Source organism: Methanobrevibacter sp. (assembly GCF_017410345.1).
GTDB lineage: Archaea > Methanobacteriota > Methanobacteria > Methanobacteriales > Methanobacteriaceae > Methanobrevibacter.
On the sequence record NZ_JAFQQZ010000028.1, the window covers coordinates 71,956 to 93,639 of the forward strand.

The following is a 21,684-nucleotide window of genomic DNA, read 5'->3' on the forward strand; positions in this document are numbered from 1 at the left end:
ATTCGTTTTATTTAATTATATAATCCATTATATCATATTAATAAATACATTAATAAATGATAAAAAATATAATTTATATTAATATAACTCAAATACTAATTTTATAAGACTTCAAATTTTATTTGATTATAATTATTGAAAATTAAAATTAATAACTATTATTCATAGAGGTGAAAGAATGGATGATTATGACAGTTTATTAAACAGAGCTATTGATCAATTGCCTCCTGAGGTATTTGAAACAAAAAGATTTGAACCTGTAAAGGCATACTCTGTTATTCAAGGTAATAGAACCTTTATTCAAAATTTCAAAGATGTGGCAGACTCCTTAAACAGAGACCCACAGCATGTATTAAAATACTTATTGAGAGAATTAGGTACTGCAGGTAACTTGGAAGGAGTAAGAGCAATCCTACAAGGTAAATTCAATCATTTCCTTATCAATGAAAGGATTGATGACTATATTGAAAAGTATGTTATCTGCCATGAATGTAACAGACCGGATACCAAGATCATAAGGGAAGACAGAATATTCATCTTGAAATGTGCAGCATGCGGTGCAAAAGCTCCGCTTAAGCCATTATAATATTCTTCTTTATTTTTTTATTTTTTAATTAAAAACAGATTTATTTTCTAAATTGAAATGCCAATCATTTTTTCAAGCTTGATTTTTATTAGAGTGTTTTAAAATGTTTTGTCCAGAATGCGGTGCAACCGATGTTGAAATGATAGATGGAATCTGCAAGAACTGCTTTTTAAAGAAATTCCAGCTTATGGAAATTCCTGAAAACATCACTGTAACCATCTGCAAGCACTGCAATGCCAAGTTGGAAGAGGGAAAATGGAAAGATGAATACATTCCGGAAGAGGAAATCATCTATAGGGCATTGGAGAGAAACATCACCGTTTCCGATTTGGCTGAAAACGAGGAGATTGAACTTGAAATCGACCAGATGAGAGGAACAATTGCAGAATGCTATGTTGAAGCCGTTGCAACCGTTTTAGGAGAGGAAGTTGTTGAAACACACACTCCGGATGTGAAAATCAATTACTCCGTCTGTCCTGATTGCAGCAAAAGAAATGCAGGATACTATGAAGCAGTGATACAGCTCCGTGCAGATGACAGAGAGCTTAAGGACGAGGAGATAAAAACTGCAGAAGAGATAATCGGCAGAACAATCGAAAAGCAATTCAAGAAGGACAAATTGGCTTACATCCCTCAAGTTGCCAAGCTTAAAGAGGGAAATGACTATTATATAGGTTCCTTAAAATCCGCAAAGAAGGTTGTGGAACATCTTAAGGAAGAGTTTGGAGGAAGCACCAAGGAATCTCCAAGACTCATCAGCGAAGACAAATCAACTGGAAAGGGACTATACAGAATTTGGATATCCTTAAGGCTTCCAAAATTCGTCAAGGATGATTTCGTTAAATATCACGACAACATCTATCAAATCAATGATGTCGATGGAAACAGAATCCAAGTGATAAACCTAGAAAATCAGGACATAATAGCTTTGAAATGGAGAGAATATGATTCCATTGAAAAGATGGAACATTTGGAAGGAATCCAAAAGGCAATCATTACAGCAAAATCTCCAAACAGCCTTCAGATTCTTGACCCTGACGACTATAGTCCGATTGATTTGGAAATGAATGAGAAACTGGAAAGATACGAAATCGGCGAAGAGATAGATGTGATTAAAATAGATGGAAAAATCTATATAATCTAAAAACAATGCTTTAAAAAAAAAGAAAAATGAAAATAAAAACAAATCATAATAATTAAAATTCATGATTATAAAAATTATCAATAACTGATTCAAAAAGAAAAGTGTGATTATATGAACATTGAAGAGAAAATTGAATTAATTCAGGAAGGAACATTGGAAATCATTGATGTAGATGAATTAAAGGAAAAACTCGAAAAAGAACATCCAATCGCTTATACTGGATATGAACCTTCTGGAAAAATTCATTTAGGTCATGCAGTGACAATAATGAAGCTTAAGCAATTGCAGGAATTGGGATTCAAAATCAAGATTCTGCTTGCAGACTATCATGCTTTCTTGAATGGTAAAGGAACTGTAGAGGAAATAGCTGAAACTGCAGAGTACAATAAAAGATGCTTCCAAGGATTGGGACTTGCAGATGACACAGAATACATCTTAGGTTCCTCTTTCCAAACAGGAAGCGAATACACTAATGACGTTTACCAATTAGCCACATTGACCACCTTGAAAAGGGCAAAAAGAAGTATGGATCAAGTCAGCAGACATGACGACAACCCAAAAGTGGCAAGTGTAGTCTATCCATTGATGCAGACTGCAGACATGTCCGCTTTGGAAGTGGATGTCGCCTTAGGAGGAATGGAACAGAGAAAAATCCAAATGTTGGCAAGGGAAAACCTCCCTAGAATAGGAAAGGAAGCTCCTGTCTGCATTCACACTCCATTGATTCACGGCCTTGACGGTGATGACAAGATGTCCTCAAGCAAAGGAAACTACATCGCTGTCGATGATGATGAAAAGACAATCAAGGACAAGATCAAGAAAAGTTACTGTCCAATGGGAGAAACCGAAGGAAACCCAATTCTAGAAATTGCAGATCACTTTGTTTTCAGCCAACAGGACACTTTAGTCATAGAAAGACCGGAGAAATTTGGCGGAAACCTGGAACTCACTAAAGATGAGCTGTACCAAATGTACGGTGAAGGAAACCTCCACCCAATGGATTTGAAAAATGCAATGACACAATTCTTAATTGACTTCCTAAAGCCTGTAAGAGACTTTATGGATTCACAAGAATAAGTATAAATAATTGAATAAACTATTATAATCTAAATAATATAATTATTAATTTTTAAAAAAAGATTAAAAAGAGGGATAGTATGGAAGAAGAACCAGTATATGAAATGAAACTTACCAATGGGATTGGAGAACAGATGCTTGCTCATGTGTTTGAAAAGTTCGATGTGGAACTTAAGCAAACCGAGTTCGGACCTAAACTCCAAGGAACAAAAGAAGAACTTGAAAAAGCACAGGAATACATTATTCAAGTTATGAAAGAAAGATTAGAAGAATTAGATAAAAGATAACTCTAATAATTCTTTTAACTTTTTTATTTTAAGATTTTAGCTTAAAATTTTTATTTTAAATTTTCCATTATAATTATAAGATACAATCCTTACAGATATCAAATAATGGAGCTACAGCTTTTTTTATATCGGAAGATACCTTATTCGGACCATTATTTGCATCAATTATCTTGAAGTTTTCATTGGATTTGGCCAAATCCAAGTAATTCTGTTTTACTCCAGTCAGGAACTCTTCATTTTCAAATTCATCAGTTCCATCACATCTTTCAACTGATTTCTTAACGTCCAAATCCAAGAGCAAGACCAAATCCGGAATTTTGGCATATTTGTTTATCTCATTAATCCAATCCTGCGGCTCTTGATATGATAAGCTTGAATAGAAGGATCTGTCACTGATTACTACAACATTGTCATTCTCTAGCTGTTTGATTTTATCCATTAAAATAAGTCTGTCCGCTGCAAACAAAAGACCTAATGTTTTTTGCATGGTGTCGCTTGTAGCATCAGAGCGAGTCAATAGCTCGCGAATAAGCTTTCCGACTTCCATGTCAGTCGGTTCAACAACTGTCTCAACCTTCAGACCATTGCTCTCCAACCATTCCTTCAATAATTTTATCTGAGTTGATTTTCCAGCACCATCTATTCCTTCCAATACAATATACATAAGATAGAATTTATTCTTAAAAATATATAAATTCTATTGTAAATTTTTATTAATTCCATTAGTTTTCACAAGCTCTCATAAAAAACAATATATAAGTCATCAATAATTAAACTCATATTTATATAAATATTATATAATAAAATTAACATATTTATTAATAGTTAGATTATTTTAAATAACTAGAATCAATTTAAAGAATACAATCATAAAAACAATCAAGATTATAGGAGATACTTAATGACATTACCTGAATTATTGGCACCTGCAGGGGACTATGAGATACTGGTTACAGCAATCAATGCAGGGGCCGATGCAGTTTACATATCTGGAGAAAGGTTTGGGGCAAGGGCATTTGCCAAGAACTTCACTTTAGAGGAAATTGAAAAGAGTGTGGAATATGCTCACTTGAATGGGGCAAAGATACATGTGACCGTTAACACCCTAATAAACAACTTTGAAGTTGTGGATGTTGTGAAATACTTATTCTATCTATACAAAGTAGGGGTTGATGCGGTTATTGTGCAGGATTTGGGAATCATTGAACTGATTAAAAACCTCATCCCAGGCCTTGAAGTCCATGCTTCCACACAAATGACATTAAGCGATTATGATTGTATCTTATGGGCTGTTGAAAACAATGTCTCCAGAATAGTCCTGCCACGTGAAATCAGCGTTGACAAAATAGCTGAAATGTCAAGAAAAATGCAGGAATCAAACATAAGCATGGAACTTGAAGCATTTGGACATGGGGCACTTTGCTATTGCTTCAGCGGAAACTGCTATATCTCATCATACAACAGCGGCCGCAGCGGAAACAGAGGAGCATGCGCACAGCCTTGCCGTAAGCAATACAAACTGAAATACAAAAACTACAATGTTGGAAACGGATACCTGCTCTCAACCCATGACCTTGCAGTCTACAAAGGATTGGATGAAATAGAAAAAGCAGGAGTGTTCTCCCTCAAGCTTGAAGGTCGTATGAAATCTGCAGATTATGTGGGAACAATCACAAATGCATACAGGCACTTGATCGACGGGGATGAGGGAGACTATGACAAGGACTTGAGCCTTGTATTCAACAGACAATTTACAGACGGCTATATCCTCAACCAGAAGCCAGGACAGGTTTTAGGAAGGGAAAGCTCCGGACACGAAGGAGTCTACATCGGAAAGATCATAGAAAAGGAAGGAGACCTAATCACTATCTCTAAGGAAAACGAGGAATTCAAGATAAACCTTGACATTGGAGATGGAATCGGATTCAAATACAAGGATAAGATCAAGGGAATCTATATCGACAACATCAAGGAACAGACCGATGACTACATCAAGCTTGAAACAACAAGAAACGTCAGAGAAGGAGATAAGGTTCTTTTAAGCTATTCCAAATCAACTCATGACAATCTCAAGAAGTTCAAGAACGAAACAATAAGACAGAACATCCCTCTGGATTTGGATATAAAATGGACCGATGACTTAAGACTGAACATTGGCGCCAAATTCAAGATTGTGGAAAAGGGAATCAACAACGAAAACAAGGAAGAGGAATTTAGTTTCAGATACATTTCCAAAACCAGATTCGAACCGGCCCAAAAAAGACCTGTAAGCATTGAAGACATTGAAAAGCAAATGCTTAAAACCGGTTCAACATCATTCTACATCAATAACCTGACAATAAATGACATGCCTGAAAACAGCTTTATTCCAATTGGAAAGCTTAATAAGATAAGACGTAATGTTCTTGATGAAGCTACTGAACTCTTATTGAATTACTACAAGCCAGACAAGAAGGAAATCAGGGCAACCAACAAAGCAATTAGCCAATTCATAAAAGAGTATAAGACTTATAGTGAGATTCCAGTCAGAAATGAAAAGCTGAAACTTTCAATATTCGCAGACAATCTGGAACTCTTGAAAATGACTTCCAAATTGCCAATACACAAGTATTTCTTCGACCCTTCCTTCTCATACAACAGTCAAGAGGAATACTTTGAAAACATTAAGGACGTCTTGAAAGAGGCTTATTCCATCGTTTACAAAGGAAAGGAAAATAAAGATGACAAGCTGGTCTTGGTCCTATCATCATTCATCAGCGATGAGGAAATAGAAAGGATAAGCAAAATCATAGATGAACTGGAAGAGGAGAATATAAGAATTCCAATCATGTATGACACACCAGGAATAGCTAAAAGCTTCAAGAACAAGGTTTATGGAAATCATAACTTGAATGTCTGGAACAGCTATAATGTTAAGAACCTGTCAGATTCCGGATTCAAAAGCGTTATCCTATCCTCCGAATTGTCACACACAGAAATCAAGGAATTGGTATCAAAATATCAGTTTATCAGGACTGATGATGAAGATCTTGACTTGAACATCATCATTCAAGGAAACCTTGAAGTGATGAGCAGTAAGGATGATTTCTCAAACCTTAATGATGGAAAAGACTTCATAATCAAAGACTCTTCAGACTATGCAATACTTGAAGACCAGAAACGTAAGAAATTCAAATACAAAGTGGTATTCGATTACAATAGGCACAGCCATTTCATCAATAAGGACTGCTTATGCCTGATAGATGAAGTGGAACTGATCAAGGACACTGGAGTGAACTCTGTAATAATCGACTGCAGATTCTCATCTCCACAGTACAGTTCTACAATAATCTCACTCTATTCACAGGCATTGAAAGAGGACAACATTTATGACTTGAACTTATTGAAAGAACAAATTGAAAACATCACATTATCAAGATTGAACAAAGGAAACTTCATTAACGGACGAATACATGAAAAATCCTGCTAATGCATGAAATTAAATCCAATAAACTAAATTAAAATAACTAAAAGAAAACAAAAAATTAATATTAATTATCATTGAGGAAAAAGAATGAAATTGCCTGAATTATTAGCACCTGTCGGTTCTGCGGAACATTTGAAGATAGCCATATTGTCCGGTGCAAACTCCATCTACCTGTCTGGAGAAAACTTCGGAGCAAGGAAATATGCTGAAAACTTCACAGTTCCGGAGATTAGGGAAGCAGTGAAATATGCCCATTTGCATAATGTGAAGGTCTATGTGACTGTAAACACATTGATCAAGGAAGGGGAATTGGAAAAGGTTAGCAATTACCTTCTCGAATTATACAAAATGGGTGTTGACGCAGTGCTCATTCAGGATATCGGCCTTGTAAGGATCATCAATGAAAACATCCCCCAACTTAAGATTCATGCTTCAACCCAAATGAACCTTCACAACATTGAAGGAATCAGATGGGCCTCCGAACATAATATAAAAAGGGTTGTTCTTCCAAGGGAAATGGAAATAAATGAACTTAAGGAAATCATTGACTATGCACATCCACTTGGAATTGAAATAGAGATATTCGCTCATGGAGCATTATGCTACAGCTATTCGGGACATTGCCTGATCTCTTCCATGCAAGGAGGAAGAAGTGGAAACAGAGGAACCTGCGCTCAGCCATGCAGGGAAAGGTATGAATTGAACATCAACAAGAGCAAAAGAATAAATCCAAAAACCGAAGGGGACTACCTCCTATCACCAAGGGATTTGTCATTATTCGAACATCTTGACGAGATAGTCAATCTTGAAGTGGACAGCATTAAGATAGAAGGCAGAATGAGAAGCAATGATTATGTTGCAACTGTTGTCAAAAACTATAGAAAAAGACTTAACAAATTAAGATATGACAAGACAAGCCAAGCATTGAACAGGAATATCAAAGAGCTGGAAAGAAAGAGCAAAGGGAAAAAGGGAAGAAGCACTGACTTGAAAAAGCTAAAGGATAAGGAAAACATTGAAAGACTTAAAGAAGAGCAGAAATTGGAAAATCTGGAATCCCTTGAAGAGCTTGAATTGGTCTTCAATAGGGAATTTACAACTGGACATCTCATTCCTAAAAACAATCCCATGATCATGAACAGGAAAAAGCCAGGGCATCAAGGATTGTACATCGGAAAGATACACAGATACAATCCTCAAACTGAAGAGATCCATATCCTTCTAAAGGATAATCTCATAAACATCCCAGAAAAGGGGGACGGAATATTAATTGAAAATATTCCTAATTTGGAAAATAACGACAATAATGATAATACTAAGGATACTAAAAAATCAAAGACAAAACAGGATAAAAGAGCCAAAAGAAAAGAGAAAAGAGCTGAAAAGGAAATCAATCCAACTGATGAAATCAATAACATCCAAACCTATGGATTCGACATATCCTCAAAGCCTGTATTGAAGGACTCCAAAGACAGGCATTGGAGAAAAAGGGAAAAGGACAAGGACATTGAAGGAAGATTGTTGGTCATCAAAAGGGTTAGAGAAAACAAGAGAATCAATTTCCCACTTAAAAAAGGCTCAAAAGTCTACCTGACAAAGAAAAACTCATTGTTGAATGAAGTGAAGGACCTTCCACATAAAAAGGAAAATCATTACATCAAAAAATCATTATTGGAACTTTACTTTAGAATAGACAGTGACAATTACCCTCATTTGAAGGGAAATCTCAAATTGGACAATGGCAAGGTAATCACCCTCAAGGTAAAAGGAGAAAATCCTTGGGAGGAAGCGATAAATAAGCCAATTTCCAACGAAACAATCAGAAAGCAATTGCTGAAGATTGGAGATTTGCCTTACTATATTGAAAAGATTACAATCAACAATAACAAAAGCCTATTCTCTCCGATAAGTGAAATCAATGAGCTGAGAAGAACTTTCTTCAACAGACTTGAAGAGGAAATCATTGAAAGTTACAGGCCAAATGAAGAGTACATAAGAATAGCTGAAGAGAATATAAGGAACTTGAATGAGGATTTAAGAAAAAGAATAGACTTGAAATCAAAGGCAAATGCTGAAAAATATAACTTATCAGCATACATAAATAGCTTGGAAATATTAAGGGAACTTAATAAAAGCGAATCCATTTTTGATAGAATCTATTTGGAAATACCTCCAAACAAGGACTTTGAGGAAATCAGCCAGAACATCTTAGAAAACAAATCCATTCAAGAGCATGAACTTAACATCAGCTATTGCGTCAATTTCTTAAAGGAAGCTATTGAAATTTCAAGGAATCAGGATTATAAACTGATCTGGAAACTTCCAGATATCGCTCATAAGCAAACAAAGGAATCCATAATAAAGATCATAGGCATTCTTAAGAAAATGAATCTGGAGATTGACATAATGACTAGCTTAATTGGACTCCACGATTCATTAAAGGATAAGTTCAATCTCAATCTTTATGGAAATTATCCATTGAATGCATATAATATAGAGACAGTATTGGAGATGGATAATTTTGAAGTCTTATGTGTATCTCCGGAGATATATAAGAAAAACATCAAGGATTTGATGGAGGATTACTATAAGGAACTACCAAAAAATAACAATACTATTCCAGAATTAGAGGTATTGGTTCATGGAAACATAGAATCCATGATAACAAGAAAGGAACTTATTTCCAAAAAGCAATTAAAGCTTATCAATAAATACAAAAAGAAATCAAGAAAGGGAAATGCAAATGAATACTATATTGACTCAAATGAATACTATTTGAGAAATAGAAAAGATCAGCATTATCCAATCAAAACCAATTTGAATGAAGACAATATAATCATACTAAATTCAGAGGAACTTTGCTTGCTTGATGATATAGACTATTTGAAATCAATAGGAATCTCCAGCTTTTCAATTGATGCAAGATGGAAATCCTTAGACTACATCAGAGACATTGGAAAGGTTTACAGAGAGCTTATTGACAAGAAGGAAAATGATATTGAAGAATCCAGAAAAGCAATAGCTAAACATTGTCCTAATCTAACTAAAGCCAATTTTGAAAAAGGGTTGAAATAAATAATTTTCAAAATGAAATCAATATCAAAATCATCTTGAAACACAAGGCATTGAAAAACAAAAAACTTAAAAATCAATATGAAAATAAAGAGAATTAATGATATTGAAATGATAATCAATTATTTAATTTCCAATTGAGGTGATCTTATGGAAGGAGCACAATTACAGAACATAAAGGGAATTGGAGATAAATTATCTCAAAAGATCATAAATGAATTGGGAGGAGAAGAGGAACTGAACCAGGTCATTGAAAACCTTGACCTCGAGAGACTGATCAATATTGATGGAATCAGCCAAAGAAAGGCCATTGAAATCATGAATCAATTGATTGGAAACCCTGCCCAGAAATTCCTGAAAAGCGATAGGGCAGTCCAACTCTATGAAGAGATCATAGATAAAGTGCTAAGCTATTCAAACACCTCATACTCCAAGAATAGGATTTTGCTCCTTGCTCCTATAAAGGATGAGGAAATCATCAATGAAAGATTGGATTTTGTAATGAATGCCAAAGAGAAAGTCAGCAATCTGCCGATATATGACCTGGATAAATTGATGAGAAACCTTCATGAACCTAAAATCGCCAAGGCAAATTACGATGCAAGCAAGGCAATTCTTGTGGAAAGCCATGAAGATGCAGACTATCTGATGGATCTGGGCCTGAACAAATATTACACCATTATGACAGCATCTGACTCCCCATTCCTCCAAGAGGAATTAAGGGGATACGAACTGATATTTTACATCTACACTGAAGGGTTCCTTGACTTTGGAGACATGCCTAATCTTATCATGATAAACAAGGATGCTCCTACCTATCAGCTTGTTCCTGAAGTCATCTTGGATTACTTCAATGAGAACAGGGATCTCTTTGAAAGAGTCTCTAAAATAAAAACCATTCTTGGTGAGGAAACTGTCTTGAATGACATTGGCCCTATACTTGATGAACTTGATAACTACAAGACCAAAGATGTGGATTTGGATGAAATTGTTAATATTGAAAAGAGATATATAGACCAAGAGTTGGAAAGGAAGATTCAAAACATAGACCTTGAAGGAGATGAAGTTCTCGGTTTATTAAACAATACTTTACCTGCAAAAATAGAAGAAATATTTAACGAAATTTTAAGTAAATCAAAGGAAACAATCAAGGCAGAAAGTGGTATTGATTTCGACCCATTCATAAAGAAATATCCTATCGAAATTGATGACATGGAAATGGAAAGGGTGAAGATGGAAATTCTCTCCAACACTGAGAATAATTATTTTGACAAGAAGATCACTGCTGCAGAACAATTGGCTTCAATCAAGGAAGATGCTGAAAGGGAAGTTGCAGAAATAATCAGGTTTGACTATGAATATGCATTAGGCTGCTTTGCCTATCTTTATGACTTGAACAAGCCTGAGTTCGCCAATGAATATGACCTTCATCAGGCATTGCACCTGAACCTATGCCTAAGGGAAAGAACAAACCCAGAGGATATTCAAAGAGTGGATTACAGATTGAATGAGGAGGAAAACATTGCACTCTTAACTGGAGCAAACAGCGGAGGTAAGACAACCTTGCTTGAAACAATCAGCCAAATAGCTATCCTTGCACAAATGGGATTGCCTGTTCCAGCCAAATCCGCTAAGATAAAATTGTTGGATGAAATTTATCACTTTTCCAAAAAGAGATCATTGGATGCAGGAGCATTCGAATCATTCCTGAATGTATTCATGCCGATAGTTACAAGCGACTCAGAAAAATTGGTTCTATTGGATGAACTTGAAGGAATCACAGAACTCGAAGCAGCTGTAAAGATCATTTCCAGCTTCATTGAAATGATTGAGGAAAGCAATTCCTTTGCAATCATCGTAACACATATGGCAAATGAGCTGATGAAATATACAGATATTCGTGTAGATGGAATCGAAGCGACAGGACTTGATGAAAACTACAATTTGATTGTGGACAGGACACCTAAGATGAATTATCTTGCAAAGAGTACACCAGAACTGATCATAAAAAGAATGTACAACAATTCACCGCCTGAACTTAAAAAGGTATATGGCAGAATCTTGGAAAAGTTTTAAGATAGAATAAAAAAAATAGCTAAAAAAGATATTTAATAAAATAGATTAAATCTCCGGAATTAATCTATAAGAATTATTAAATATTTTAAATATTGATATTTTGCCCGTATACTAACTCTCTTGCTTCACAGGTAGTTTACCCTTTCCTCCACGAGTAACCCTCGAAACAGGCAGCCTATCTAATGTCGGGTTTCTCCTAATCATCGACAGCTAAAGCTTCCCTCATAGAAGGACCGTAAACATCAGTCATAAATATGATACGACAATATAATCTTTACTTAAAATTGTATATATAATTTTGTAAAAAGAGGGAATTTAAGAATTGAATTTATAAACTTATTAGATAGCAACTTATTTTCAATGAAACTAGTTTTGATAAATGCAAACAATAATATACTATTAGAGACTATAATCATACATATATTATTAGGAGATTAAACATGTCTGAGATTGCAAGAATAGTTATTTTTAAAAAAGGAAATGGGGAAGAATTTATTTTTGATGACAAGTACGTTCAAATAACTTCTTTGGAAAATAAAATGCTAATATTTAAATTTGAAGCTTCTCAAGATATATTGAAGGAAGGAGCAGAATTTTTCTCTACATTCAACACTTATGAACAAATCAAAGTGGATATTGGAGGAACCGGAGATATTCCATGTTATATGAAAAGCTTATCCCCTATAGTTGGCAGAGGCCCAAAAAAGACCAATGGAGAACATTTGAATGGCATTTTTACACTATCCATTCAACAAATAGTTGCAGCTCCAGATCCTGAAGAAGAACAAAACTGCTTAAACTGTGCTTTATCACAGAATGGAGTTTGTTCCATTAAGGATAATAGCGAAAAGACAACTTGTGACGATTATAAAAAATAGATGGTGGTTTAATAAATAGTTGAAAACTTTTTCAACTCTTTTTTCTTAAACCATTAATTTATTTACTTTTTTTAAACTCCTTTACCTCTAAGGATTCCACTTCATCAAGGAAGACCCAAGTGATCCACTCACCTCTGCGAAGTTCAAGCAAAATCTGAATCCCATTTCTGCCATAGTCATCCATATCACATTGAACTACACTGATCTGGTCGCATCTTGTTCTGACATTGTTCACATTCACAATGCAATCCATATAATAATCCAAACCGTCTTGAAATGGATTATTATTGGTTTCTATCTCATTAATTACATCAATTACTTCCATATTTCAACCCCCTAAACATATTGTAAATCATCTATAGAATACTTTTTTAAAAAAGAAAAGATTAAATGGAAATATTGAAATTCTTCTCCAAATACTCTTTAACCCTTTCATTTATATCTGCAAGCTCCTGATTATACTCAACATATTTCAGATTCAAGTCATTGTTGACCTTGAACATCAATAGGTCATCTTCATTAGGGCCGATTGCAAACAAACGATCAAGGATTCTATTCGCCTTTTCAAATTCATCCTTGATAAAACATATGTGCATCCAATAGATATAGTGCTCATTTTCAAATGGATGTGCCTTATGTTCCTTTTTGAGATATTCCTTCGCCTTTTCAATTTCCTCTTTTTCAATGTATATCTTAGCCAGTCTTGAACATAGCCCGACATATTCCGGATTGATATTCTCCAATCTTTCATACTGCCTTAAAGCCTTATCAGTCTCTCCTATAAATGCATAATTTTCAGCCAAAAGAAAATTTATTTCCTCAACATTAGGCCACTCTTCCAATATCCTTTCATAACATTCAGCAGATTTCTCAAAATCATTCTTATCCTTATATTCTAAAGCCTTTTCCTTAAGATTATGATAAGGTTTAAATTGTTCAAATGGCAAAAGCTCACTTCCACAGTCTGAGCATACTTTTCCACCATCATTCACTTCACAAAAGCATTTTGGACAGAACTTTTTAGGATATGCACCGCAAAACGGGCAGAAATCCAATTCATCTGAGTACTTTTCACCACAAGCAGAACATTTCATAATATCACCCTTAAATATTTTTTAAATTTTAATTGCAAATATAATAAGGGAACGATAATATATAAAGGTAATGAATTTAAAAAAATAGGACAATATAATTCTAAAAAATTAACTAAATTTAAAAAAATAGATTAAATAAAATAAAAAAAGAGAATAAGGAATAATCCTTATGAAAAATAAATTAATTCAAGCCATCAATGGCTTTTTGAGCATGCTTGATGTAAACATCCCTAATGTCTTTGGATTGTGCCAATCCTTCTACGACACATTCAACCTCATAGCCTTCTGATGCAAACATTGATTTCCAGGAATCCTCCTCATCTCCAGCCATATCATTTGTAGCATGGTCACCAGCAACTACCATCAATGGTTTGAGTACAATCTTCTTATAGTCTTTCTCTTTAACCATAGCCAAAACATCATCATAGTCAGGTTCGGCTTCAACGGTACCGATGTAATAATTGTTGAAACCTTTATCATTTAACATTCCTTGCAATTTGGTATAGACCATATTACTTTCTGCAGGAGAACCATGACCCATGAATACTACAGCGGTGTCATCATCATAGTCCCCTTTAGTGGTTATGCTTGCAATCAAGTCTTCAAAGTCCTCATCAGTGATTAATAAAGGATCTGCAATTGGAATGTTTTCAAACTTATCAAGATACTTCTCTACAGTATCCTTGATCTTGAAATGATATTCAGTACCGTTCATGATGTGGGTTGGTTGGATAATGACTGTCTTTACGCCATCATTCAATGCTCTTTCAAGAGCCTCTCCCACATTGTCAATTGCCAAGTCATCACGTTTTTTCAATATGTTTATGACCATCTGACTTGTGAATGCCCTTCTCATCTCATAATCAGGAAATGCTTCCGCAATGTCCTTTTCAATAGCTCCAATGGTGAGAGCACGGTTTTCATTATAGGAAGTTCCAAAACTTACCACTAAAATAATCTTATCATTCATAATATCATCCTAAAAAATAAAAATTTTATTAAATTATAGTTTTTTAAAGAAAAATTTAATAATACTAAATTATACTTTATTTGAAGAAATATTTAAAAATATTGATAAAAGGAAGTGAATTAATAAAATAAAATAAGAAAAAAAGAGAAAAAAGTTGTTCATGAAAAAACATGAAAATACATGAAATAAAAAAATTAAAAAGTAAAAGGAATAAAAAACTATTTATCCTGATCTCTTAAGATGTACAGCAATGCATTTGAAATAGCTGCTGCAACATTGCTTCCGCCTTTACGTCCACGAGCAACGATATATGGAACGTCACATTGCATGATCAATTCCTTTGATTGGACAACATTTACAAAACCGACAGGAACTCCTATGATAAGTTCCGGTTTGAGTTTTCCTTCCTGAATCAATTCATACAATCTAATCAATGCGGTTGGTGCATTTCCGATTGCAAAGATCAAAGGCTTGTCCAAGCTTGCTGCCTTATCCATAGATGCCCTTGCACGGGTTGAATGGTTCTTCTTAGCCATTTCCCTAACGTCATCATCACTCATGAAGCAGAAGACTTCCCCGCCATGCTTCTTAAGTTCATTCTTGTTGATTCCTGCCTTTGCCATTTGAGTGTCGGTTACAATGCAAGCACCATTCCTGATTGCTTCCAACGCCTTGTCCACAACACCTTCGCTAAAGCATAAGTTATCCACATAATCAAAATCGGCAGCTGTGTGAACCGCCCTTTTGATGATTGGCGCCAATTTAGGATCAATTTCATGAGGAAGTTCAGATTCAATGATTTCCATACTTCTGCTTTCAATTTCAGCAGGCTCAACTTGTTCTAACTCAATTTTCATACTATCACTTCATTACAATTGATATAATTTGGTAAATATAAACAGATTATCAAAACAATTAATCTAAAAACAATTTAATTTAACCCTTCCACTTTTTGGCATGTTCCACAAATGACTTTGCAAAATTCGGATTTGCAGGAAGATAGATATGTGGGAAACCAGCATAAAGACTGTCTGAGCCATGACAGCAAAGATATTCTATGCCATTTGATGCCTTTTTAGCCATAAATGATTCTCCACAGTTTTCACTGTCATAATAATGGAATTCATGCACTCTAATGCTTTCTCCTTTGTCACATAATAGGTTATCTTCAAGGGCAGTGATTTCAATATATCCGAAACGTTGCAGTTTATCTGTTTTAATGCAGTTTCCTTTTATGAATCCGACCATAGGAACATTCTCAATGGAATCATGCAAATACATGAAACCTCCACATTCGGCTATTGTAGGAATTCCCTTGCTTATTATGTCCTTGATTGCCTGACACATCTTTTTATTGTTGGACAATTCATCAGGATACAATTCAGGATAGCCTCCGCATAAGTATAATCCAGAGATATCTTCTGGAAGCCCTTCATCTTCCAATGGACTGAAATAGACAACTTCACATCCCAAATCCTCCAATATCTCAATGTTTTCCTTATACATGAAACAGAAAGCATTGTCACGGGAAACCGCAATGCGAGGCTTAGGTTCACCATCATTAGATTGTGAACTTTCAATCAATTCCTTATAATCATCACTTGCTTCAAGCACCGGAGCGGACTGTGCCAATTCATACAATCCATCCAAATCTATGTATTTTTCCGCCAATTCCCTAAGACCGTTTATCTTCTCCTTAATGTCCTCGATTTCATCAGCAGTGATGAGTCCTAAGTTTCTGCTTCCTACAGAATACTTCTCTTCCCTTGGCAGGAATCCATAAGCCTTAACACCTGCATTTTCCACAATATCCCTTAAAAGCGGATATAACATTGGGGAAATATTATTGAATATGACTCCTTCAACCATACTGTCTTTTTTGAATTCCTTGAATCCTGTAATAATCGCTGCTGCAGAATTGCTCATTCCCTTAGCATCAATTATGAGTACCACCGGAGCCTTAATGGATTTGGCAACTTCCCAAGCGCTTGCCTTTCCTTCTACGCCAATTCCATCATAGTATCCCATAGCCCCTTCAATTATGCTTAAATCCTTTCCGCAGTTTCTGATGAACTGGTCGCATAGCATCTCTTCTGTTGAAAAGTAAGGATCCAAATTATGGGTTTCCACATCAAAGACCTTACGATGGAACATAGGATCGATATAATCAGGACCTGATTTGAATGAAGCAATCTCCAAGCCCCTATTTTTAAATGCTGCAAGCAATGCCATAGTAATTGTTGTCTTTCCACAGTTACTGTTGGTTCCAGAAATCAGTATCCTATTCATCAGCACCACATCCGCTAATAATGAATATAGGGTTTTGAGCTATCAACATATGCAAGTCAGCAATTTGCCTGCCTTTTGAAACGGCAACCTGAACAATGTCCCCGCTTATTCCAATATTCTTCAATGATTCCAATCCAGCCATGGCATTTTCAAGAGTCACTGCAGTAATGACAAATCTCATCCTATCATTTATGCCATAGAGATAACTTGCAATTTCATCCATGTTTCCAGAGCTTCCTCCAATGAAAGCCACATCTGGAACAGGTAAATCTTTTAAGCAGTCAGGCGCCAAACCACAGATTGCTTCTACATTATCCAAATGGAACTTTTCACAGTTTTGATTTAATAAAGCAATTGCCTCTTCATTCTTATCGAAGGCATAAACCTTTCCTTCATAAGCTGCAAATGCCATTTCGATTGTTACAGAACCTGTTCCACAGCCAATGTCATATGCTATGTCATCAGGTTTTATTGATAATTTTGATAAGCAGACAGCACGCACCTCTGACTTTGTCATTGGGACTTTTCCTCTAATGAATTCCTCATCGGGAATGCCTGTTCTGATTCTTGAATCAAAATCAGGATTTTTAATAATCAAGACAGTCAGGGAACTGAACTGCCTTCCGCCCAATTCATTTATGGTGCTTTCTTGAATGGATTCCTCTTCAGATCCCAGGTTTTCGCCAACCCAGACCTTCAAATCTCCAAATCCATATTTGACCAGTTCCTTTTGTAATTCTGGAATGTTCTTGCCAGTTAAGGCAAATGTGTATTCATTTCTTCTAACTGAAGAGACTATATTTGTATCAAGCCCATGACAGCTTATCAAGTTTGCATCCTTCCAAGGAAGACTGCATTTTGCAAAGAAATAGGAAACAGAAGAGATTCCAGTGATTAGACTAGGATCATATTCCTTTAAAGTATCTGTCAATTTTTCTGCTGCACTGTAAAATCCAACATCTCCAGATACCAGGATAGCAATTTTTTCTGCATCTGTCTCTTCAATTATTTTCAATATGTCATCAGATAAATAAGCATTAAAACTAGGTTTATTTAAGTGAGCGAACTCATTGATCAATCTTTTAGCGCCTATTAATATATCCGCATCCTGAATGAGTCTTAAAGCTTCAGCAGTAAGTGTCCTTTCACTCATTCCCATTCCAATAATATTGATTTCCTTCATAAGCACTTGCTCCTAATAGTGTCCTTAGCTTCCTCTACGCTAATCCCTTCTTCCTTAACCAATCTGGATAAGACAACCACTTCCATGCCACACTCCTTAGCGGCATCTGTCTTTTCCAAAAATCCTCCAACATTGCCTGATTCCTTTGTGACAAGTATGTCTGCACCGACTTCCTTAAATTGAGCCATATTAAATTCCTTAGAGAAAGGCCCCTGCATTCCGCAAAGGTTTTTCATAGGATATCCCAAATCAAGGCAATGCCCCATTCCTTCAGGTGAAGGCAACATACGCAAATAAACCCTTTCCTGGAAATTCTTTACATCAGTTAGGGCTTCAGCTTCCTTAGCACCCATAGATGAGAATATCAATCCTTCTGTTTGGTTTAGATAATCAATCAACTCGTCCATGCTGGAAACTTTAACGGCACCTTCAATCTCAATGGATTCCCTCAATACTCGAATGTATTCGATGCCCATCTCATCACAAGCTTCCTTGATGTGCTTGCTTATTTCGGTTGCATAAGGATGTGTCGCATCAAAGACAAACTCGGTTTGCTCATCTTCAAATAGTTTTCTCATAGGGCCAGGTTTCAATCTTTTAGGCTGAACTATGACAGGAGGTTCGTATTCCAAGACTTTCTCCCCATATTCAGTCGCAACACATACAATGGATGGAACCTTATTTTGGGACAGGAATTCAGTTAAAAGACGTCCCTCAGTTGTTCCTCCAAACAAAACAATTTTGTGCATATTCACACCTCTGATTTGAGAACTTTAATTCATAATTTAGAAAGTTAAACTTGTAATTTTGAAACTTTATTAATTAATATAATATAATGATTCATATCATTTATAATTATACGCCTTTATAGCCTCTAGGTGTTACCATCTTATCATCAATGACCATAGTATTGGCATTTCCAATGAAAACAGTAGTGAACATGTCTACTTCAGTATCTCTAAGCTCTAAAAGGTTTGTGATATGATACTCCTCACCTTCTCTGCCAATGTTTCTCACATATCCGCAGATGGTGTCTTCATCTTTGTATTTCAATAATATTTCACATGCCTTTTTAAGATAATCCTTCCTTTTGTGGCTTGAAGGATTGTAAAGGCAAATGCAGAAATCTCCTTCTCCAGCCAATGCCAATCGCTTTTCAATCAATTCCCATGGAGTTAAGAGGTCTGATAAGCTGATCACTGCAAAATCATGTCCTATTGGAGCACCTAAAACTGCAGAACCGCTCAATACAGCGCTTATGCCCGGAACAATATCAATTTCAACATCAGGATAGTCGATAGACAATTCATAAACCAATCCTGCCATACCGTAGACTCCGGCATCTCCACTGCAGACAACAGAAACCATATTGCCTTCTGAAGCCTTTTCCAATGCCATCCTGCAACGGTCAACTTCCTTTGTCATTCCAGTGTAGAGATACTCCTTTTCAGGCAGATACTCTTCAACAAGTTCCACATATTTCTTATAGCCAACAATCAAATCTGAATCCTCAAGAGTTTCCTTAGCTGCAATGCTAAGGTATAACTCATTTCCAGGCCCGATACCAACAACAGACACACATTTCATAAATTTATTCCTCCAATAGACACCTAAATAATTATTATAATCATTATTCTAATTTATTCCCATGAGATAATGGGATCATTCATCGCTAAAGCAACGGTCACTCCGGCACCATCACAAGTGTCCTTTCTTCTAATCAAGCTTCCATTGCTTTCCATGACTGCGGAACGTTCACAGACATTATCCACTTCCACAACACTTTTTACAAATTCTGACTTTGTGAAATCTCCTTCAAGACTGTTCAGCTCTTCCGCACTATAAGTATTGAATGGCAAATCGTATTTCTTTGCAAATTCCAATATTCCCTTTTCATTAGCCTTCTTATCAATGCTTGCAATGGCATTTAAAGATAGGATATGATAATTTTCCTTTTTCAATATATTTAAAATGGATTTTTCAATATTTTCAAAATTTATATCCTTTCTACATCCAATTCCAACTGTGATTATTTTTGGGACTAATAATAAGACATCCTTATCATCATTTTCAAAATTTTTATGGCTTATTATGACATCATAATCATTATTTGAATCTCCCAAATCATTAATCTGGACATTATTTGGCACATTTCCTTGAATAGGATAATCTGATTTTATATGAATGGCCTCTCCCTTTAGCAATTTAGATGAAACCAGTTTGATGCACTGCGGATTTAAAATCTGCAATCCTTGGCTTTTTGCCCAAGTATCAATTGCAAATACGTTGTTTATATCGGTTGCAGTTGTAATGACTGGAATTGCATCTAATATGTCTGCCATTTGAAGTGCCAATTCATTGGCTCCTCCAATATGCCCAGATAGGACAGGTATGGAAAATTGTCCTAATTCATCTACAACGACAACAGCAGGATCCTTTGTTTTAGTCCTAATGTAAGGGGCAATTGCCCTTAATGCTATTCCTATCGCACCTATGAATATAAGAGCATCACTATCTGAAAAATGTTCCTCTGTCCAAACAGACAGTTCACCTTTACCACATCTGGTGAAGCTTATATCATTATCCTCAGACAATGAATTTGATAATGTATAGGCTATCTCCATGCCATTATCTGTAAATGCAATGATTGATACTTTCATTCTTAACCCCACAATTCAAGGAAAAAAAAACTTTTTTTAATCTTGAACTCAAAAAATATTATTTCTTAGCTTGTCTGAACTCTGTTGAAAAATCATCTGCATAAAGACGTGAAAGTGAGTATTCACTGTCTAAAACATCTCCAACAATAATCAAAGCGGTTTTTGTAACATTGTTTTCCTGCGCAGTTTCATATAATGTTCCGACAGTACATCTCATTATTTTTTCGTCAGGCCAAGTTGCCTTATAAACGATTGCCGCAGGGGTGTCTTCAGTGTAATCCCCTTTTACAAGCTCTTTGGATAAGTCCTTAAGGAGCCCTGTACTTAGGAAAATGACCATTGTAGCTCCATGTGCTGCAAATGATGCAATGCTTTCCTTTTCAGGAACTGGAGTCCTTCCTGCCATACGTGTGATGATGACACTTTGGCTTACATCAGGTAAGGTATATTCTGCCTTGAGGGATGCTGCAGCTCCACAGAAGCTTGAAACACCAGGACAAACATCGTAGGAAATTCCTTCCTCATCTAAACGGTCCATCTGTTCACGGATAGCTCCATAAATACTGGAGTCTCCAGTATGCAGACGTACTGTCATCTTATTTTCATTTTCTGCCTCAAACATGACTTCCAATACTTCATCCAAAGTCATTTTAGCACTGTCATAAATTTCACAAGACTCTTTAGCATAATTTAACAAGTCAGGATTGACCAATGAACCTGCATAGATTATAACATCCGCTTCCTTCAAGAGTTCTGCCCCTCTTACGGTTATTAAGTCAACAGCTCCACTTCCTGCTCCAACAAAATGAATCATAATTTTTTCCTCCATAAATTTTAAGTTAATTAAAGAAATCCATTAGTATAATTTAGTTAATTCTATTTAATTATAGTTAATTTTAATG

General features: G+C 35.6%; 19 protein-coding genes. 8 read left to right on the forward strand and 11 right to left on the reverse strand.

Annotation, left to right across the window (positions count from 1 at the left end; translation table 11 throughout):
• Positions 1–178 precede the first annotated feature (178 nt).
• The 4 genes from IJE13_RS03825 (at position 179) to IJE13_RS03840 (ending at position 3,094) form a co-directional block, all read left to right on the forward strand.
• Positions 179–586, forward strand: a complete 408-nt coding sequence (locus IJE13_RS03825) for a translation initiation factor IF-2 subunit beta (protein ID WP_292777287.1) — start codon at positions 179–181, stop codon at positions 584–586.
• A 103-nt stretch (positions 587–689) separates the two neighbouring features.
• Positions 690–1,730 carry a 60S ribosomal export protein NMD3 gene (locus IJE13_RS03830; RefSeq protein WP_292777289.1) on the forward strand — a complete coding sequence of 347 codons (1,041 nt, stop codon included), beginning with the start codon at positions 690–692 and terminating at the stop codon, positions 1,728–1,730.
• Positions 1,731–1,841: 111 nt separating this feature from the next.
• The gene (locus IJE13_RS03835) at positions 1,842–2,807 is read left to right on the forward strand and encodes a tyrosine--tRNA ligase (protein ID WP_292777292.1); all 966 of its coding nucleotides are present in this window, start codon (positions 1,842–1,844) and stop codon (positions 2,805–2,807) included.
• Positions 2,808–2,887: 80 nt separating this feature from the next.
• Positions 2,888–3,094, forward strand: a complete 207-nt coding sequence (locus IJE13_RS03840; protein WP_292777295.1) for a hypothetical protein — start codon at positions 2,888–2,890, stop codon at positions 3,092–3,094.
• A gap of 73 nt (positions 3,095–3,167) precedes the next feature.
• Here IJE13_RS03840 and tmk read toward each other — a convergent pair whose 3' ends face one another.
• Positions 3,168–3,758, reverse strand: coding sequence for a dTMP kinase (gene tmk / locus IJE13_RS03845; protein ID WP_292777298.1), 591 nt, complete (start codon positions 3,756–3,758; stop codon positions 3,168–3,170).
• Positions 3,759–3,995: 237 nt separating this feature from the next.
• Here tmk and IJE13_RS03850 point away from each other — a divergent pair, with 237 nt between their 5' ends.
• From IJE13_RS03850 to IJE13_RS03865, 4 genes are all read left to right on the forward strand, one after another.
• Entirely contained in the window at positions 3,996–6,563 is a 2,568-nt protein-coding gene (locus tag IJE13_RS03850; protein WP_292777300.1) for a U32 family peptidase, read from the forward strand.
• Positions 6,564–6,647: 84 nt separating this feature from the next.
• A complete protein-coding gene (locus IJE13_RS03855; RefSeq protein ID WP_292777302.1) occupies positions 6,648–9,635 on the forward strand; it encodes a U32 family peptidase in 2,988 nt (995 codons plus the stop codon).
• Positions 9,636–9,782: 147 nt separating this feature from the next.
• Positions 9,783–11,708, forward strand: a complete 1,926-nt coding sequence (locus IJE13_RS03860; protein WP_292777304.1) for an endonuclease MutS2 — start codon at positions 9,783–9,785, stop codon at positions 11,706–11,708.
• Positions 11,709–12,148: 440 nt separating this feature from the next.
• Positions 12,149–12,586, forward strand: coding sequence for a hypothetical protein (locus IJE13_RS03865; protein ID WP_292777305.1), 438 nt, complete (start codon positions 12,149–12,151; stop codon positions 12,584–12,586).
• A gap of 58 nt (positions 12,587–12,644) precedes the next feature.
• On the opposite strand, the gene IJE13_RS03870 is transcribed toward IJE13_RS03865, so the two are convergent.
• From IJE13_RS03870 to cobM, 10 genes are all read right to left on the reverse strand, one after another.
• Positions 12,645–12,911 (reverse strand): hypothetical protein, encoded by a 267-nt coding sequence (locus tag IJE13_RS03870; protein WP_292777307.1) that lies wholly within the window; start codon positions 12,909–12,911, stop codon positions 12,645–12,647.
• A 61-nt stretch (positions 12,912–12,972) separates the two neighbouring features.
• A complete protein-coding gene (locus IJE13_RS03875) occupies positions 12,973–13,680 on the reverse strand; it encodes a hypothetical protein (RefSeq protein WP_292777309.1) in 708 nt (235 codons plus the stop codon).
• A 181-nt stretch (positions 13,681–13,861) separates the two neighbouring features.
• On the reverse strand, positions 13,862–14,650 hold the full coding sequence (locus IJE13_RS03880) for a sirohydrochlorin cobaltochelatase (RefSeq protein ID WP_292777311.1): 789 nt from the start codon (positions 14,648–14,650) through the stop codon (positions 13,862–13,864).
• A 218-nt stretch (positions 14,651–14,868) separates the two neighbouring features.
• The gene (locus IJE13_RS03885) at positions 14,869–15,507 is read right to left on the reverse strand and encodes a precorrin-8X methylmutase (RefSeq protein WP_292777313.1); all 639 of its coding nucleotides are present in this window, start codon (positions 15,505–15,507) and stop codon (positions 14,869–14,871) included.
• 79 nt (positions 15,508–15,586) lie between these two features.
• Positions 15,587–16,939 (reverse strand): cobyrinate a,c-diamide synthase, encoded by a 1,353-nt coding sequence (locus tag IJE13_RS03890; RefSeq protein ID WP_292777315.1) that lies wholly within the window; start codon positions 16,937–16,939, stop codon positions 15,587–15,589.
• On the reverse strand, positions 16,932–18,122 hold the full coding sequence (gene cbiE, locus IJE13_RS03895; protein ID WP_292777317.1) for a precorrin-6y C5,15-methyltransferase (decarboxylating) subunit CbiE: 1,191 nt from the start codon (positions 18,120–18,122) through the stop codon (positions 16,932–16,934). Before cbiE ends, IJE13_RS03890 begins: the two co-directional genes overlap by 8 nt.
• The gene (gene cobK, locus IJE13_RS03900) at positions 18,119–18,871 is read right to left on the reverse strand and encodes a precorrin-6A reductase (protein ID WP_292777319.1); all 753 of its coding nucleotides are present in this window, start codon (positions 18,869–18,871) and stop codon (positions 18,119–18,121) included. The genes cbiE and cobK overlap by 4 nt, the downstream gene beginning before the upstream one ends.
• A gap of 106 nt (positions 18,872–18,977) precedes the next feature.
• On the reverse strand, positions 18,978–19,709 hold the full coding sequence (gene cobJ / locus IJE13_RS03905) for a precorrin-3B C(17)-methyltransferase (protein ID WP_292777321.1): 732 nt from the start codon (positions 19,707–19,709) through the stop codon (positions 18,978–18,980).
• Between the two features lie 53 nt (positions 19,710–19,762).
• The gene (locus tag IJE13_RS03910) at positions 19,763–20,782 is read right to left on the reverse strand and encodes a cobalt-precorrin 5A hydrolase (protein ID WP_292777323.1); all 1,020 of its coding nucleotides are present in this window, start codon (positions 20,780–20,782) and stop codon (positions 19,763–19,765) included.
• Positions 20,783–20,840: 58 nt separating this feature from the next.
• The gene (gene cobM, locus IJE13_RS03915) at positions 20,841–21,596 is read right to left on the reverse strand and encodes a precorrin-4 C(11)-methyltransferase (RefSeq protein WP_292777325.1); all 756 of its coding nucleotides are present in this window, start codon (positions 21,594–21,596) and stop codon (positions 20,841–20,843) included.
• Positions 21,597–21,684 lie beyond the last annotated feature (88 nt).